Raw genomic sequence first — 18,338 nt, forward strand, 5'->3', positions numbered from 1 at the left:
ATTTCTACTTTTACGGGCACAAATAACGATTTATTGTTACCGTATTTTTATCTTTCCCGCAATTACGGGCACAATTATCAAACGATTGTTGCCGTATTTCCACTCCTGCAAGTCAAGTCCTAAAGAAAACCGACCTAAAATCAGGCCGGTACTCTACAATATTAATATCTAATAAGCGTGTACTTCTTCTTACCTCTTCTAATAATCGTAAACTGCCCTTCAATCCGGTCAGACTCTTGTAATTCATAAGATGTATCTGTAATTCGCTCACCGTTTACTGTAACGGCGCCATTTGAAATGTCCTCGCGTGCCTGGCGCTTGGAAGGTGAAATTTTCGCTGCCACTAATAAGTCAACCAAGTTGCCCTCTACATCTGCTGCATTAAATGATGGTACATCTTTGAACCCTTGCTCGATTTCAAAAGCGGATAGGCTTCGAACATCACCACTAAATAATGCTTCCGTTATTTTAATCGCCTGCTGTAACGATTCTTCCCCATGAATCAAACGAGTCATTTCCTCCGCCAAAGCCTTTTGAGCCTTACGTAAATGCGGTTCTTCTTGAACGGACTTTTCTAAGCCTTCGATTTCTTCGTGTGACAAGAAAGTAAAGTACTTTAAGTATTTAACTACGTCCGCATCTGCGGCGTTGATCCAGAATTGGTAGAATTCATAAGGAGTCGTCTTTTTAGCGTCAAGCCAAACTGCTCCGCCCTCTGTTTTTCCGAATTTAGTACCGTCCGCTTTTGTAACAAGTGGAATGGTTAATCCAAATGCCTTAGAACCTTCCGGCTGCATTTTACGAATCAATTCAAGGCCGGATGTGATATTCCCCCATTGGTCACTTCCTCCAACCTGTAACTTACAGTTGAAATTCTCATAAAGGTGATTGAAATCCATTGCTTGGAGAATCGTGTAGGTAAACTCTGTAAAGGAAATCCCTGATTCAAGTCTTGAAGCAATTGTATCCTTTGCAAGCATATAATTAACCCCAATATGCTTCCCAATATCTCTTAAAAACGTAACGATATCCATGGATCCAGCCCAGTCATAGTTATTCACCATAATAGCCCCATTTTCACCATCAAAGTCAAATATCGCAGCTAACTGTTTTTGAATGCCCACTACGTTTTTCTGTACAGCTTCTAGTGTTTGGAGATTACGCTCTTCACTTTTTCCACTCGGATCACCAATAAGACCTGTTGCACCACCAACTAAAACAACTGGACGATGTCCATGCTGCTGAAATCTTCTCAGCGTTAAAAACGGCACCATGTGACCGATATGCAAACTGTCTGCTGTTGGATCAACTCCACAGTAAAGGGAAATTTTCTCCTTTCCCATTAAATCTTTAAGACTCTCTTCATCTGTCTGCTGGTAGATAAGTCCCCGCCAAGCTAAATCCTGTAATAAATCCATGTTATTGTCCTCCATTTACTCAAAATAAAAACAAAAAGCGCCCCTGCAAAATTGCAGGGACGCATATACGCGCGGTACCACCCGGCTTGAGGAATGAATTCCTCCAACTCGAAAAATTAACGGTTTTTGACCGTTCTCCGCTACTTCTATATTCACGGGGAAAGCTCTGGGACGTAATTCACTCTTCTATTTGTATCAGCTTACACCAGCCGCTGACTCTCTATTAACAGGGATAGAAGAACTACAGTAGATTCCCTTCAACGCTTGATTATTTAATTTATAACTTATAGAATTTTTACCATAATATACTTCTGTTGTCAAACATGAACTGGTAATATCAGAAAAATGTAGAAGTTTGTCATTTTTATAATCCTCATTATGCTATAATATATGTGATTTTAAACGAGGTGATTCTATGAATGATAAATTGCAAGCATGGAAAGCGAAAGCAAAGTCCATACCCAGCTTGTTTACCCATAAAAAAACTGTAAAAGGCGCACGAATTACCTACCAGGTATTTTGGAACCTTTTGCTGCTAGTTATGACGGTCGTCATCCTAGGGGGAGCATTTGCAACGGGTGTGGGTGCGGGATATTTTGCCTCGCTTGTTAAGGACGAACCTGTCCGGTCTTACGACAGCATGAAAAAGGATATTTATAATTATACAGAAACTTCGGACTTATATTTTTCTGATAATGTTTATCTTGGAAAGCTGAGGACAGATCTTGAACGTGAAGAGGTAAAAATTGATCAAGTATCTGATTTCCTTATAAAAGCAGTCATTGCAACGGAAGATGAGTATTTTTATACACACAAAGGTGTTGTGCCAAAAGCTGTTTTTCGTGCACTTTTCCAAGAGGTAACCAACTCTGCTGTTCAATCAGGCGGTAGTACTTTAACACAGCAATTAATCAAGAACCAAATTTTAACAAATGAAGTTTCATTTGAAAGAAAAGCAAATGAAATCTTACTTGCCCTTCGCTTAGAGAAATATTTTAGCAAAAAGGAAATTCTTGAAGCGTATTTAAATGTTTCAACCTTTGGAAGAAACTCATCAGGTAAAAATATCGGCGGCGTACAAGCAGCTGCAAAAGGCATATTTGGAAAAAATGCTAGTGAATTAACTCTTCCACAAGCTGCCTTTATTGCAGGTTTACCACAAAGTCCCTTTGGGTATACACCTTTTACTCGAGAAGGTACAGTAAAAAACAATTTAGAGCCAGGGCTTACTCGTATGAAGACCGTTCTAAAACGAATGTATGATGGCGGTCATATTGATGAAACACAGTATGCTGAAGCGTCCGCCTACGATATTACAAAGGATTTTGTTCCAGCAGGAGAAAACCCTCTTGAAAAATATCCATACTTATCATTTGAAATTGAAAAGCGAGCTGTCGAAGTATTAACCAATGTATTGGCAAAAAATGATGGCTATGATGAAACAGCTTTAAAGGAAGACGAAAATCTTTTTTATAAATACAAAACATTAGCAAAGCAAAATTTAAGACAAAATGGATACGAAATCCATACAACGATTAACAAAGAAATATATGATGTATTTCAAGAAGTAAAAAATAACTACCCGCATTATGGACCTGCTAAGGCAGAACAGAAACTTGATCCGGAAACGAATGAACCAATTACTGTTATGGAACCAGTTGAAGTAGGCGCAATGCTCATTGAGAATAAAACAGGTAAAATTATCAGTTTTGTGGGTGGAAGAGACCATAATCAACAAGAATTGAATCATGCAACGGGTGCTGTTCGTCAAAATGGTTCTACCATGAAGCCTTTACTTGTTTATGCACCTGCTATAGAACTTGGAAAAGCTTCACCAGGTACTCCATTACCGGATGTAGCTTTAAGACTTGAACCCTCTATTTCGAGACCATGGCCAAACAACTATGACAGACGATACAGCGGGATTACTTCAGCAAGACATGCACTAAAGAAATCTTATAACGTTCCAGCTGTTAAGCTATACAAAGATATACTTGATCAGCAGCCTGCAAAATATCTTGAGAAAATGGGCTTTACCTCCCTAAGAAGTGAGGATTATACCAATCTCTCAACTTCTATTGGATCAATGAAAAATGGGGTAACTGTCGAAGAAAACACCAATGCATTTGGTACCTTTGCAAATCAGGGTAAATTTATTGATGCGTACATGATTGAAAAAATAGTGGATAAAAACGGTAAGACTATCTACCAGCATGAGGTAAAACCAGTCGATGTTTTCAAACCGCAGACAGCATTTTTGACGCTTGATATGATGAGGGATGTAATCAAAAGTGGTACTGCAGCTGGTCTCAACAGTAAATTGAAGTTTAGGGCCGATTGGGCAGGTAAAACTGGGACTGGACATGATTATCATGACAATTGGTTTGTGGCTACCAACCCAAATGTAACGTTTGGAATCTGGAATGGCTATGATACGCCGAAGTCATTAAAAACTGGCGGGATGTCCTATTCACAAAGAACGAACAATTTATGGGCGGCATTAATAAATGCAGCATATGACATTAAACCTGAGTTAATTAGTCCTGCTGAATCATTTCCTGTACCAGCAGGAATTGTAAAGCGCTCGTACTGTGTCGTTTCAGGCTTGTTGCCTTCTGATGCCTGTTCAAAGGCAGGGTTAGTCGAAAGTGATTATTTTAACGCTGATAATGTTCCTACAAAACGAGATGATAGTTTAATTGCTGGGAACTATGTGCAAATTGGCGACAAAAAGTATTTGGCATTAGATTCTACACCAGCCGAATTTTCGCAGCAAGGAGTCATCCTAAATCCTGACTTCATTGCGCAAATGGTTGGAAAGAATTTTAGCAATCCTAGTCAGCTAATACCTAAAATGGATCGTTGGGCAAATATTTTAGTTTCTAATAATAAAATAGTCGATAATGGCAAACACCCTGATGGTGTGACGCTTTCACTATCCGGTAACAACCTTATTTGGTCACAGCCGGCCGATAATGATATCGTTGGGTATCGTGTGTATCACAATGGTAAAAAGGTCGCAAGTATCAAAAGCGGTTCAAGCCTTTCCTTCACTGCTTCAGCCGGTTCTTATTATGTTGCGGCTGTAGATATTGCTGGGAAGGAATCACCTCCCTCTAATAAAGTGGATGTTGGAGTTACACCTATTGAATAACGGAAAAAGGAGCTTGGAAAGATTCCCAAGCTCCTTTTTTTAGGCTGTCGAGGAGGTATTGGCAGCCTTTATGGTTTTTGGCAATGGTTTAAAGTGGACTAGTGCTGATTCGTGTATTGAGGACAAATCTTTGCTCGGTGCTCATGCGTTTCGTCCTCAAGCACCTGTATTGAGGACAAATCTTTGCTCAGTGTTCATGCGTTTCGTCCTCAAGCACCTGTATTGGGGACAAATCTTTGCTCGGTGTTCATGCGTTTCGTCCTCAAGACCCTGTATTGGGGACAAATCTTTGCTCGGTGTTCATGCGTTTCGTCCTCAAGCACCTGTATTGAGGACAAATCTTTGCTCGGTGCTTCTGCGTTTCGTCCTCAAGCCCCTGTATTGAGGACAAATCTTTGCTTTGTGTTCATGCGTTTCGTCCTCAAGCCCCCGTATTGAGGACAAATCTTTGCTCGGTGTTCATGCGTTTCGTCCTCAAGCACCTGTATTGAGGACAAATCTGACCAACGGCGCGAACAATTTGTCCTCAAGGCACATAAAAAAATAATGCCTACAAAAATACCTTTTCTCTACATTCTGAAAAAGGAGCTTGGAAATCCAAGCTCCTTTTTCCGTTATCTTCCTACTATGACGATTCACTTTTTTGATAATTTCTAATTGGATAGAGTGCTTTTTCAAGGGTAAGTAGATTTTTTTCCGTTATTTCCGCTTTCCTTGGGATTGGCTTGTACATATCATGTGGATCATCCCAATGTGCAGGAAGAGTAACTGGTGCCTTTGCTTGCCAGAAATCCAGCCAATCCTTCGGCAAGTTGCCATAACAGTTTGATTTTTCAGTCATCTCCATCCATATAAGTGCCCAGGCTCTCGGGACCACCCTCCAAATATCATAGCCCCCTCCGCCGACTGCAATCCACTTACCTCCACAATATTGATGGGCAATTTCATGAGCTAGCTTTGGGATTTCACGATAGATTTTCATGGAAGCAGATAAATGAGTTAGGGGATCATAATAATGGGTATCAGCCCCATTTTGAGTAAGAATAACGTCTGGCTTAAAAAAATCAGCTACTTCCTTCAATGCTTGAGTATAAACCTGAAGCCATGATTCGTCCTCTGTAAATGCATCAACAGGAATATTAAATGAATACCCGTAACCTTTTCCTTGACCTCTTTCATTAACATTACCGGTGCCTGGGAACAAGTATCTACCTGTTTCATGAATAGACAAGGTACAAACATTGGGATCATCATAAAAGGACCATTGAACACCATCTCCATGATGGGCGTCGGTATCAACATAAAGAACCCTGGCATTATATTTCTCTTGCAAATATTTAATAGCTACTGAACTATCATTGTAAATGCAAAATCCAGAGGCTTTTCCTCGAAAGCCATGATGTAATCCCCCTCCTAGGTGTAGAGCATGCAGCGCTTGACCTGTCATGACTTGATCAACCGCCGTTAATGTTCCTCCAACAAGGAAGGCGCTGGCTTCATGCATATTAGGGAAGATAGGAGTATCTTCAGTACCTAACCCATGGTTTTCAGCCACTAGCTGCGGCAGCTGTCCCTGTCCAGCCATTTTTACTGCCTCGATATAGCTTGGGTCATGAACAAGGCTTAGTTCTTCCTCTGTTGCCATTCTAGGAGGAACTACAAAATTATCATCCAGGGCATTTAATCTATGCAGCAAATCAACAGTTAGTTTGAGACGAAACTGATTAAAAGGATGATTACTGTTAAATTTATATTTCAACAAGTCTTCTGAAAAAACAAATGAACATTGGTCAGTCATAGGGATACACCTGGCAGATTGGGCCATAGAACGTCATAACCAGATTGCTTTAAATCTTGGATAAGCGCCGTAGGATTCATCGTTTGTAACCTTATAACGAGAATCTTAAATTGGTCATCCTTTTTGTCAGGATAAACGAGAACACTCAGGATATTTGCTTTTCGTCCCTTTATGATACTTGTAATATCACTAAGCTTTCCTGCAAGATTTGGCACCCTTATTTCAATTTGGGAACCAGGCTGGTGCGCACCAGTTAACTCCACAAGTGTTCTTAATAAATCCGTTTCAGTCACGATTCCTACCAGTTTCTGATCATTTGTGATCGGCAGGCAGCCAATTTTGTGTTCATAAAAGAGAGCTGCTATTTCCTCTACAAAATCGAGCGGATGACCAGTAATAACGTCTTTTTTCATGATAGATTCAATTGGTTTTTGCAAATCCTCCAAATGCTCGTTTGCACGAAATATTGATGGTGCAGCCTCGCGAATATCTGATAGGGTTACAATACCAACTAGCTGTTGATTGGCATTAATCACAGGTATATGCCGAATTTTTCTTTCTTCCATTAATCTCAATGTGTCAGCAATTGATACAGCTGGAGTAACTGTGTAAACCTTCGTTTTCATAATCTCTTCAGCAATCATCCCAAATACCCCCCTCGGTTCATAAAACGGAGACGGTCAAACCGTTGTATCGTCTCTACATCCACTCTTTTGCCAATTCTCGCCATCAGGCAGTTTGCAGGGTGTGAACAAATCTCAGGATCATCGGTGGCATACCATTGGAGCCCGCCAGCATTCATCATTTTCTCCATAATTTTACGATACTCCCAAACATTTAGCCCTGTTCCCTTTAAGTCCCAATGCCAATAATATTCGGTTGTAATAATTAAGTAATCCTCCATGGCATCATCCATCATCGACACTGTGAGAAGATTTTTTCCGACGGAGCAGCCCCTAAATTTAGGAATTACTTCTATTGCTCCTAATTCAATTAAATTATCCATTCTGTCTTCTGACCATCGTTCAAGAGGGTCAGGAAAAAGATATGTCACATAACCTACGATGGTATGGTGATGTCTAGCAATTATGATTCTTCCTTCTTCTAACTGGGCAATTCCAACTAAAGCTTGATGCTGCTGTTCTGGCTGACGAAAAGCGGTAAGATGTTCATGAAATTCATATCCAGCAAGTTTATCTGAGGAAATAGGACCCTCAATGATTAAGTTACCATGGGGAGTTTTTAATTCTTTGGCATTATACGTTTTTTTGTGTTCCATCCCTACACCACCTGAAAAATCATTCGCGAATCACTTCTATTATACATAATTTCATTCTATATTTAGCACCTTTACATAATTTTCGTCTTATTTTGTGTTAATTTTACAAAAAGATAAAATTATTTTAAAATTAAGAATAGTTTCTGCTATAATAATTTCATACCATCAAAAGGGGGAATTGGAATGAAAGTGGAAAAGCTGCCGGTCATGCAAGGTGAGCATAACTTAGCGAACTATGATCAAACGTATAAAAACTTTAGTTGGGAGGAGACTGAAAGGGAATTCTCTTGGCATGAAACGGGTCTTGTTAATATGGCCTATGAAGCAATTGACCGTCATACAGAAACCTTTCGAAAAAATAAAGTAGCTCTTTATTATCGCGATAATTCTCGAAATGAAAAGTATACGTTTAAAGAAATGAAAGAGCTCTCAAATAAGGCCGGCAATGTCTTAAAAACATATGGAGATGTAGAAAAAGGCGACCGCGTTTTCATCTTTATGCCTCGCTCACCAGAACTATATTTTACCGTTTTGGGTGCAATTAAGCTTGGGGCCATTGTGGGTCCATTATTTGAAGCTTTCATGGAGGGGGCCGTTAGAGATCGTTTACAAGATAGCGAAGCGAAAGTACTGGTTACTACTCCTGAACTATTGGAACGTGTCCCGGTTGATGAGCTGCCAGCATTAAAACACATTTTCCTTATCGGTGAAAATATTGAAGAACAAGGACCATACCTTAACTTTTTGAGTAAATTCGAGACTGCAAGCAACAAGTTAAGAATTGAATGGGTTGACCGTACAGATGGTTTGATTCTTCATTATACTTCTGGTTCAACTGGTAAACCTAAAGGCGTTCTGCATGTACATAATGCAATGATTCAACAATATCAAACAGCCAAATGGGTTCTGGATCTGAAAGAAGATGATGTGTACTGGTGTACAGCTGACCCAGGCTGGGTAACCGGAACATCCTACGGAATTTTTGGACCATGGTTAACAGGAACATCTAATGTCATTGTTGGCGGTCGCTTTAGTCCAGATACTTGGTATAAAATGATTGAAGACTTCGGGGTGACTGTTTGGTATAGTGCCCCAACTGCTTTCCGAATGTTAATGGGAGCAGGAGATGAACTTGTTAAGAAATATGATTTAAGCAGCCTTCGTCATGTATTAAGTGTTGGGGAGCCGTTAAACCCTGAGGTTGTAAAATGGGGTGTGAAGGTCTTTAACAAACGTATACATGATAACTGGTGGATGACGGAAACAGGCGCACAACTTATTAGTAACTATCCATGTATGGAGATTAAACCAGGCTCAATGGGTAAACCGATTCCTGGTGTCGTTGCTGCAATCGTTGACGACCAAGGCAATGAACTTCCTCCTTATCGTATGGGGAATCTTGCGATTAAAAAGGGCTGGCCATCCATGATGCACTTAATTTGGAATAATCCTGAAAAATATGATTCCTATTTTATGCCGAGCGGCTGGTATTTCTCAGGTGATTCTGCGTATATGGATGAAGATGGATACTTCTGGTTCCAAGGCCGGGTTGATGATGTTATTATGACCTCTGGCGAGCGCGTTGGACCATTTGAGGTTGAAAGCAAGCTTGTAGAGCACCCTGCGATAGCTGAAGCCGGGGTAATTGGAAAGCCTGACCCAGTACGCGGGGAAATCATTAAAGCATTCATTGCGCTAAGAGATGGATATGAGCCATCTGATGAGCTGAAGGAAGAAATCAGGGTTTTTGTAAAAAAAGGACTAGCAGCACATGCAGCTCCTAGAGAAATCGATTTCCGAGATAAGCTTCCGAAAACGAGAAGTGGTAAGATTATGAGACGTGTTTTAAAAGCATGGGAGCTTAATTTACCAACTGGTGACCTTTCAACGATGGAAGACTAATAAAAAAGCGTAAGCGCCAAGGCGCTTACGCTTTTCTTTTGTCCAGCTCCAGCACCAAGACGCTTACGCTTTTCAATTTAATTTGTTGATTGACGGTGTTCAATGCGGTGTGGAAGAATAACCGTTTGCTCTTCTACTTCTTCTTTGTTCATAAGTTTAGTAAGTAATCGCATTGCAACAGCACCAATATCATATAATGGCTGAACGAGTGTGGTTAGCTGCGGACGAACCATTAGGGATAGTCTGGTATTATCTGAAGTGATTACTTCAAAATCCTCAGGAATTTTATATCCTTTATCTTGGGCACCATGAACGACACCCAATGCCATTTCATCTGATCCAACAAGAATTGCAGTTGGTCTGTCTGTGGCTTCTAATAATTTTTCGAACGCTTCAACGCCCGAGTCATAGGTATAATCACCTTCTACGATTAGCGCATCATTATAATCCATTCCAGCTTCTGCTAATGCTCGTTGATACCCCTTAAGTTTTTTATGGAGATTTCTTGGTTCTTGTAATGGTCCAACAACGAATGCAATATTTTTATGTCCTTTATCAATAAATTCCTTTACTGAGTCATAAACTGCTTGCTCATAATCAATATTAACAGAAGGAATCTGTTCAGATTCTTCAATCGATCCAGCTAAAACAATTGGTACTGGTGACTTTCCAAATTCCACTACATGTTCCTCTGTAATATTGCCACTCATAAATACAAGCCCATCCACTTGTTTACCAAGCATTGTATTTAATAAGTGTAATTCTTTCTCTTTGTTTTGGTCGGAATTGCTTAAAATAATATTGTACTTATACATGGTTGCAATATCTTCAATTCCACGTGCTAATTCTGCAAAAAAGATATTCGAAATATCGGGAATAATTACCCCAACAGTTGTAGTCTTCTTACTAGCCAGTCCCCTAGCAACAGCATTTGGCCGGTAGCCAAGTCTTTCAATTACTTCTAAAACCTTTTTGCGGGTAACAGGTTTAACATTTGGATTACCATTGACAACACGTGAAACGGTTGCCATTGAAACATTTGCCTCCCTGGCAACATCATAAATTGTAATATTCACGTTTTACACTCTCCTTAAAAAACGATACGTATTTTTCTTATTTTACAGCATTCTTCAATGATTTAGTCATTGTGATAAAATATACAAACTTTTATATGTATTTAATCATACGATAAGTACAAATAAGTCGCAATTGTATTTGTTCTCATTTTCACTATATTTTCATTAAATAATAAAAAAAGACCTCCGCTAGACAACAACAGAGGGTTTTTCACTTATTTAAATACGAACAAGGTTGGAAGCTAGTAGTTCATTATAGAACGTATCAAACTGATCAAGATTCATTTGCTGCTGTGCATCAGAAAGAGCTACTGCTGGATCTGGATGAACCTCTGCCATAACGCCATCTGCACCTATGGCAAGTGCCGCTTTTGCACATGGAAGGAGTAAATCTCTTCTTCCTGTTGAGTGAGTGACATCGACCATAACTGGTAAATGTGTTTCTTGCTTTAGAATCGGTACAGCAGAAATATCAAGCGTATTTCTTGTTGCACGTTCGTATGTTCGAATTCCACGCTCACATAAAATGATTTGCCCATTACCTTGCGCCATAATGTATTCAGCCGCATTTATAAATTCTTCAATCGTCGCCGCAATTCCTCGTTTTAAAAGAACAGGTTTATTTACTGCGCCTGCAGCTTTTAGTAATTCAAAGTTTTGCATGTTGCGTGCTCCAATTTGGATTACATCAATATAATCAATAGCCATCTCAATGTCAGCAGGATTTACAATCTCACTAATAACAGCCATATCGTATTCGTCTGCTACTCTTTTTAGAATCTTTAAGCCTTCCACGCCAAGACCCTGGAAATCATAAGGAGAAGTTCTAGGCTTATAAGCACCGCCGCGAAGTAGTTTCAATCCTTTTTCCTTCATTGCTTTTGCAACTGTTGCGACTTGTTCATAAGACTCAACTGCACATGGACCAAACACAAAATGTTGTTTCCCGTCACCGACAGTTTGACCTTTTATATTAACAATCGTATTTTCAGGTTTCTTTTTTCTAGAGACTAGAAGTGCTTTCTGATGGTCATCTTTTTGCAAATCTAAGCCTGCTTTGAAAATTTCCTTAAATAAATGGTCAATTGTTGCATTATCAAATGGCCCGTCATTATGCTCTTTAATAACATCCAGCATTTTTCTCTCACGCACTGGGTCGTATTTGAAAACACCTTGACTTTCTTTAGCCTTTCCAATCTCTTGGACGAGCTGAGCCCTTTCATTGATTAATTTCAACAATTCTAGGTTTAGATCATCAACACGTGTCCTTAATAGTTCCAAATTACTTTTGCTCAATTTTAGTCCCCGTCCTTTCGATAGCATGACAGATTCCTCATCAAGGCTGCGGTACCCTGCCAGCTAGCTCCCTTAGAAATAAGTTGTTAGAAAAATTTAATAATTAGGCTCATTATATCCAAAAAGAATTTGTTTGTCACGCTTTTCTTTAATGATTAAACGCTTTTAAGCACTAAAGTGAAATGTTGTATTCTTAGTCATTCTATGCATAGATATACCAAAGTTGACTACAAATTATTTTCAACTTTTGCTGTTTTTAAAGACTTATTGGTGATTTTCCAATGTGAAGTATTCCAGACAGCCTCACCTTTATTAAATAAAAGTACTTGAGGTGATTCATGTTTTATTTCAAATTTCTCAGCAATTTCAGTTGATAAAGGACGAGCTTCTTGAACGGCTAAATAATAGGTTGGAACGCTTTCATCTTCCCCTGAGAATTTCTCGTATTCCTTGTAAGCTGCATCACTAATCGGACATGTTATACTATGTTTTAAAAGAAAAAATGGCTCATCCTTCTTTAGTACATCTTCAAATTGTTCAAAAGTATCAATTTTTGTTAACATATACTTCCCTCCAAAAAAATAAACGGTGAAGTAATTCTATCACTTCACCATTACTGTTACAAATATTTAGATTGCCTAATGGGTTACTTTGTATTCTTCCTCTTCGAATGCTTTTTTGGCCTCTTCTAATTTTTTTCTTATCGCTAGTTCGTCTACAGACCCTTCTGATTTAGGAACGTCACCGATTGGAATGTAGTAATCATCTTCTACTTCTTCATCTGCTGCCTTTGTTTTATTCATAAGTTGTACCGTTTTTTCCTTTAATGTTCCCGCCTGACTGTTAAGCGTGCTTCGAAGCTCTTTCCCTGATTTTGGTGCTAAGAAGATGGCTGCTGCTGCACCTACTAATCCGCCGATAAGTGCTCCAAGTAAAAAACTGCTTGATGATTCCTCCCGCTTGCTTTGGCTGGCTTCCCGCATTTCATAATCCTTACTACTCATTATGGAATCCTCCCTTAAATATAATAAAAATTATCTTGACCTAACTCTCTTCATCGCTTCGGTATTGCTCGCCTTTTTTGCTTCCTTTTTCTCATTCCATTTATCTTTTAGTTCAAAAAAGATGTTACTCCATTGTACAATTTGGGAAACTTTTTCTTTATTTTCCTCCACATGTATATCAAATGAATTGGTTAAATTCCTTAAGGAACCATTGAATTTACTGACAGTTGCCCCAACGTCTTTTACCGCTGTGACAACACTATTTAAATTCTGTGATTTCTCCTGAATATCTTCCGCTAGTGCATTCGTTTTTTGTAATAGCTCTGTTGTTTCTTTCGTAACGCCATCCAATTGTTTTTCTAAACCACTTAACGTAGTTGAAACACTTTGAAGGGTTCCTTGGAGAGATTTAAGTGTTTTTGATAAATAAATCACAAGCACTAAAAACGCAATCGCTATCAATGCGACACTAAAGTATAAAATGATTTCCATATTTTTTACCTCCGTATATACCTTATGTATTACCTAACTATTCACCTGTTAAACCTAGAAAGGATCTAATACTACTTCAAGATGATTGTCTCATTTTCCTGCCAGGGATTACAATACGTTTCACTTTTAAATGTTAAAATTTATCAAAATCCTTGGTAATCGGTTACAATAGATGATATGGTTTAACATTTTTCGTTCTAGGAGGCGTAAACATGAAAGATCCTCGTATTGATAAATTAGCAAAAAATTTAATTAATTACTCTGTAGAGCTGCAAAAAGGTGAAAAGGTTTTAATTGAAAACTTTGGTCTGCAGCGTGAACTGGTAACCGCACTAGTGAAGGAAGCCTATCTTGCTGGCGGATACCCATTTGTACTGCTAAAGGATCAGCAGGTAGATCGTGCTCTGCTGCTAGGTGCACAGGAAGAACAATTTAACATGATTGCTGATTTTGAAGCAAATGTCATGAGCAAAATGGATGCATACATAGGACTTCGTTCTGGTGATAACATTAATGAGCAGGCAGACGTACCAGATGATAAGGTCAAGATTCATGGAAATACAATCGGTAAAAAAGTCCACCGTGACATCCGAGTACCAAAAACAAAATGGGTGGTCCTTCGTTACCCAACATCCAACATGGCACAGCTTGCAAAAATGAGTACGGAGGGCTTTGAAGATTTCTATTTTGACGTTTGCAATTTGAATTATGGAAAAATGGACAAGGCAATGGAGAGCCTAGTTGATTTGATGAACCGTACAGACAAAGTTCGTCTAACGGGTCCTGGAACGGACCTCAGCTTTTCTATAAAGGATATCCCTGCTATTAAGTGTGCTGGTCAAGCAAATATCCCAGATGGAGAGGTTTATACTGCGCCTGTGCGTGATTCAGTTAATGGTGTGATCACCTATAATACGCCATCCCCTTACCAAGGGTTTACTTTTGAAAATGTAAAGCTAACCTTTAAGGATGGAAAAATTGTTGAGGCTGTTGCGAATGATACAGAACGAATCAATAAAATATTAGATACCGATGAAGGAGCACGCTATGTTGGAGAATTTGCCATCGGTGTGAATCCATATATCTTAAATCCGATGCAAGATATTTTGTTTGATGAAAAAATTGCAGGCAGCTTCCATTTTACTCCTGGTCAATGCTATGATGAAGCCTTTAACGGAAATCATTCGAATATTCACTGGGATATGGTTAACATACAGCGTCCAGAATACGGCGGGGGAGAAATCTATTTTGATGATGTCTTGATCCGCAGAGACGGGCTTTTCGTCATTCCGGAACTAGAAGGATTAAACCCAGAGAATTTAAAATAGAAAAGCGGAAGCGCCTTTGGAACAAGCACAGCTTGTTCCTGCGAGGATTAATCTAAGGAGCTTTCCTTAGTGCCCAGGCGCTGGAGCTATACAATAATAAAACAAAGGATGTCAGTTGGACTGACATCCTTTGTTTTTATAAGGTTAATTGGTTTTCATAGGATTCTTGGAATTTTTGAATATCTCCTGCACCCATAAAAATGATTACACTATTTTGATGTTTCTCAAGCAGCGAAGTATTATCTTCTGATAAGATTTCTGCACCTTCGATTTTTTTCTGCAGGTCGTTAATAGTCAGTTTCCCATGATTCTCCCGGGCGGATCCGAAAATTTCACATAAATAGGTTTTATCAGCAAGTCTCAAGCTTTTTGCAAAGTCCTCAAGAAATGCTTGCGTTCGGGAAAACGTATGAGGCTGAAATACAGCAACAATTTCACGATCTGGGTATTTTTGATTGGCCGCATCAATCGTTGCTTTAATTTCTGTTGGATGATGGGCATAATCATCAATCAAAATTTGTGACCCTATTCTTTTCTCGGTGAATCGACGTTTCACACCTTGGAAAGTGATTAATTGTTCCTTTACAATCGCAACATCAATTTCCTCATAGTGACACACACCAATAACAGCTAGTGCATTTAAAACACTATGCTCACCAAAGGTAGGGATTGAAAATGTATCATAGAATGTATTCCGAATAAATACATCAAAGCTGGTTCCGCTTGTAGTCTTTACAAGATTTTTGGCTTGATAATCATTTCCCTCTTCGAAGCCATAAAATAAAACAGGAACCTTTGCTTGGATTTTTTGAAGTTGTTCATCATCCCCATAAGCGAAAATACCCTTCTTCACTTGAACGGCCATTTCCTGGAATGCTGAAAACACATCATCAATATTGGCAAAATAATCTGGATGATCGAAATCAATATTTGTCATAATTGCATAGTCTGGAAAATAGGACAAAAAGTGTCTTCTATATTCACATGCTTCGAAAACAAAATATTTAGAGCCTTCTTCGCCCTTACCTGTACCGTCACCGATTAAAAACGAAGTTGGCTTAGCACCTTTAATGACATGGGCAAGCAGACCTGTTGTTGACGTTTTACCGTGTGCACCTGTTACGGCCACACTTATAAAATTCTGCATGAAATCGCCTAAAAATCGGTGGTAACGAATAATTGGTAAACCGAGCTTCATAGCCTCTTGAATTTCCTCATGTGTATCAGGAAATGCATTACCAGCAATAATGTTCATCCCCGGTTTAATGTTTTCCTTTTGAAAGGGGAGAATCTTTATTCCTGATTGTTCAAGGGCCAGTTGAGTAAAAAAGCGCTTTTCGACATCGGAGCCTTGTACATCGAAATTCATATCATGGAGAATTTGTGCTAATGCACTCATTCCTGACCCCTTTATACCTACAAAATGGTAAATAGTCATATAAAGAACCTCCAACCAACGTCTATCTGTAAAACAGTATATGACATCTATCTTGAAATGCTAATTTTTAAACCGGAAAGCGGAAGCGCCTTGGCGCTTTAACTTGCTAACGGAAAAAAGTCTATATTTGAATCACATTTAAGTATTATAACATTGTTTATCAATAAAAACTATTTGATACATCTTCACATCTTATTTTTTGTTCAAGTTATCAAAAAATACCAAGATTAATTTATTGCCCCAGTTTCGTGGAGCAATTCTAAGTCTGACTCTGTAATCAAGACTTCTCGAGGCTTACTGCCGTTGGCACTTGTGATAAAACCATTGGATTCAAGCATATCCATAAGTCGTGCTGCCCGATTATAGCCGATTTTAAATCTCCTCTGTAAGCTGGAGGTAGATGCCAGCCCCTGTTCAATAATAAATTCACAAGCTTCATAAAAAAGCTCATCTTCGTCCTCTGTTATCTGTGCCTTTTTTAATAGTTCCTCTTGTTCAAATAAATATTGCGGCTCGCGCTGCTCTCTGACGTGTCCAACAACAAGATCGATTTCTTCATCCGAGACATAGGTTCCTTGGAGACGAACTGGTTTTGAAGAACCATTTTCTAAAAAGAGCATATCGCCTCGACCCAGTAATTTCTCAGCGCCACTAATATCAATAATGGTCCGAGAATCCACCTGTGAAGAAACAGAAAAGGCAATCCTTGTAGGGATGTTGGCTTTAATTAGTCCTGTAATAACATCCACTGATGGCCTTTGAGTCGCAACAATTAAATGGATACCGCATGCTCTTGCTTTTTGAGCGATCCTAGATATTGCCTCTTCCACATCTGCAGGTGACATCATCATTAAATCTGCTAATTCATCAATAATGATTACAATAAAAGGAAGTTTATCAGAGTATTGCTTATGCTTCATTGCAATTTCATTAAATCGTTTTATGTCGCGGACTCCTGTATGCGCAAATAGTTCATAGCGTCGTTCCATTTCATCTACTGCCCATTTTAAGGCTGCCGTGGCTGCTTTTACGTCTGTTATAACAGGACTAACCAAATGCGGAATTCGATTATATGGAGCAAGCTCCACCATTTTAGGATCGATTAATAATAGCTTTAAATCTTCTGGACTGGCTTTAAATAATAAACTTATTAAAATGGTGTTTATACATACACTTTTTCCAGAACCTGTTGCCCCGGCAATTAACCCATGGGGCATTTTATTAAGATCCGTAACGATTGGCTTTCCGGATATATCTAGACCTAGGATAGCAGTTAAGGGAGATTCAGACTCTCTAAAAACCGAGCTTTGAATAATCTCAGTGATGAGCACTGGACGTGATTTTTTGTTTGGCACCTCGATACCGATCGTATGTTTACCAGGAATCGGTGCTTCAATCCGGATATCTTTCGCTGCAAGACTTAGCTTGATATCATCACTTAAATTTGTAATTTTATTTACTTTTACCCCCGGCTCCGGCTGGACTTCAAACCGAGTAACGGCTGGACCTTGTGTGACATTGACAACACTTGCACCGACATTAAAATTTTGTAACGTTTGGTTTAAAAGTTCTTCTTGATACAATAGCCATGCCGTATCGTCTTCTACCAAAACGGGCGGGTTTAACAAATCCATTTTAGGAAACTCATATACGCTTGGTCCCGACTCCACATGATTTTCCTCTATTAGGATTTCTTTTTTAGGCAATGCTGAAACATTGGTTTTTAGTCGAGACTCTTTCTGTTTATCTACTAGCGCAATGGTTTCTGGTTGAGACTCTTTTGGTTGAACCTCTAAAGCAATCGTTTCTGATTGAATCTCTTTCGGTTTATCCACTACTGCAAGGGTCTCTGGTTGGCTTTCAATCGGTTTATCCACAGGAGCGGTATTTTCCGATTGGACCCCTTCCGGTTTATCTCCTACAGCAGTATTTTCCGGTTGTACCTCGATCGTTTTATTCTCATGAGAGACAACCTTGGTCTGAGTCTCATTCGGAGGGACTGTTTTTGTTCTTTTACGTTCTTCCCATTTTAACCTATCCTGTTTTAGCATCATGACGTTGAACGGAAGAGGAGAGCGTCTTGGTTTCTCTTTTTCTTTAGGTTCTTGAGTATTTTCTTCAACTTTCGTTTCAGTTACCGACGAATCAATAAC

General features: G+C 39.1%; 14 protein-coding genes and 1 other annotated feature. Of the genes, 3 read left to right on the forward strand and 11 right to left on the reverse strand.

What is annotated here, in order from left to right; translation table 11 throughout:
• Nucleotides 1-161 precede the first annotated feature (161 nt).
• Nucleotides 162-1,418, reverse strand: coding sequence for a tyrosine--tRNA ligase (gene tyrS, locus V7108_RS01380; protein ID WP_335520156.1), 1,257 nt, complete (start codon nt 1,416-1,418; stop codon nt 162-164).
• 52 nt (nt 1,419-1,470) lie between these two features.
• Nucleotides 1,471-1,688: a binding site (T-box leader), on the reverse strand.
• 145 nt (nt 1,689-1,833) lie between these two features.
• Here tyrS and V7108_RS01385 point away from each other — a divergent pair.
• Nucleotides 1,834-4,572, forward strand: coding sequence for a transglycosylase domain-containing protein (locus V7108_RS01385; RefSeq protein WP_335567181.1), 2,739 nt, complete (start codon nt 1,834-1,836; stop codon nt 4,570-4,572).
• 625 nt (nt 4,573-5,197) lie between these two features.
• Here V7108_RS01385 and V7108_RS01390 read toward each other — a convergent pair.
• From V7108_RS01390 to V7108_RS01400, 3 genes are read right to left on the reverse strand one after another with little or no spacing between them, the layout of a single operon-like run.
• Complete coding sequence (locus tag V7108_RS01390; protein WP_335514357.1) at nt 5,198-6,370, reverse strand: acetoin utilization protein AcuC; 1,173 nt, start codon at nt 6,368-6,370, stop codon at nt 5,198-5,200.
• On the reverse strand, nt 6,367-7,014 hold the full coding sequence (locus V7108_RS01395) for an acetoin utilization AcuB family protein (protein ID WP_335514361.1): 648 nt from the start codon (nt 7,012-7,014) through the stop codon (nt 6,367-6,369). The genes V7108_RS01390 and V7108_RS01395 overlap by 4 nt, the downstream gene beginning before the upstream one ends.
• The gene (locus V7108_RS01400) at nt 7,011-7,649 is read right to left on the reverse strand and encodes a GNAT family N-acetyltransferase (protein ID WP_335514365.1); all 639 of its coding nucleotides are present in this window, start codon (nt 7,647-7,649) and stop codon (nt 7,011-7,013) included. The genes V7108_RS01395 and V7108_RS01400 overlap by 4 nt, the downstream gene beginning before the upstream one ends.
• 183 nt (nt 7,650-7,832) lie before the next feature.
• On the opposite strand from V7108_RS01400, the gene acsA reads away from it, so the two are divergent.
• On the forward strand, nt 7,833-9,551 hold the full coding sequence (gene acsA / locus V7108_RS01405; protein ID WP_335514368.1) for an acetate--CoA ligase: 1,719 nt from the start codon (nt 7,833-7,835) through the stop codon (nt 9,549-9,551).
• Nucleotides 9,552-9,628: 77 nt separating this feature from the next.
• Here the strand turns inward: acsA and ccpA are convergent, their stop codons facing one another.
• From ccpA to V7108_RS01430, 5 genes are all read right to left on the reverse strand, one after another.
• Nucleotides 9,629-10,627, reverse strand: a complete 999-nt coding sequence (gene ccpA, locus V7108_RS01410) for a catabolite control protein A (protein ID WP_335514370.1) — start codon at nt 10,625-10,627, stop codon at nt 9,629-9,631.
• Nucleotides 10,628-10,846: 219 nt separating this feature from the next.
• Nucleotides 10,847-11,923, reverse strand: coding sequence for a bifunctional 3-deoxy-7-phosphoheptulonate synthase/chorismate mutase (locus V7108_RS01415; protein WP_335514373.1), 1,077 nt, complete (start codon nt 11,921-11,923; stop codon nt 10,847-10,849).
• 227 nt (nt 11,924-12,150) lie between these two features.
• Nucleotides 12,151-12,486: a bacillithiol system redox-active protein YtxJ gene (gene ytxJ, locus V7108_RS01420; RefSeq protein WP_335567182.1), complete on the reverse strand. Its 336-nt coding sequence runs from the start codon at nt 12,484-12,486 to the stop codon at nt 12,151-12,153.
• 75 nt (nt 12,487-12,561) lie between these two features.
• Entirely contained in the window at nt 12,562-12,927 is a 366-nt protein-coding gene (locus V7108_RS01425) for a YtxH domain-containing protein (RefSeq protein ID WP_335567183.1), read from the reverse strand.
• Between the two features lie 30 nt (nt 12,928-12,957).
• Nucleotides 12,958-13,419, reverse strand: a complete 462-nt coding sequence (locus V7108_RS01430) for a DUF948 domain-containing protein (RefSeq protein WP_335567184.1) — start codon at nt 13,417-13,419, stop codon at nt 12,958-12,960.
• Nucleotides 13,420-13,631: 212 nt separating this feature from the next.
• On the opposite strand from V7108_RS01430, the gene V7108_RS01435 reads away from it, so the two are divergent.
• Nucleotides 13,632-14,747, forward strand: a complete 1,116-nt coding sequence (locus V7108_RS01435; protein WP_335567185.1) for an aminopeptidase — start codon at nt 13,632-13,634, stop codon at nt 14,745-14,747.
• A 136-nt stretch (nt 14,748-14,883) separates the two neighbouring features.
• Here the strand turns inward: V7108_RS01435 and murC are convergent, their stop codons facing one another.
• Both murC and V7108_RS01445 read right to left on the reverse strand, forming a co-directional pair.
• On the reverse strand, nt 14,884-16,185 hold the full coding sequence (gene murC / locus V7108_RS01440; protein ID WP_335515737.1) for a UDP-N-acetylmuramate--L-alanine ligase: 1,302 nt from the start codon (nt 16,183-16,185) through the stop codon (nt 14,884-14,886).
• A gap of 227 nt (nt 16,186-16,412) precedes the next feature.
• Nucleotides 16,413-18,338, reverse strand: a 1,926-nt coding sequence (locus tag V7108_RS01445; RefSeq protein WP_335567186.1) for a DNA translocase FtsK, incomplete at its 5' end; no start/stop codon positions are given.

It is taken from the genome of Neobacillus vireti (assembly GCF_036962345.1).
GTDB classification, from domain to species: Bacteria; Bacillota; Bacilli; order Bacillales; family Cytobacillaceae; genus Neobacillus; species Neobacillus vireti_A.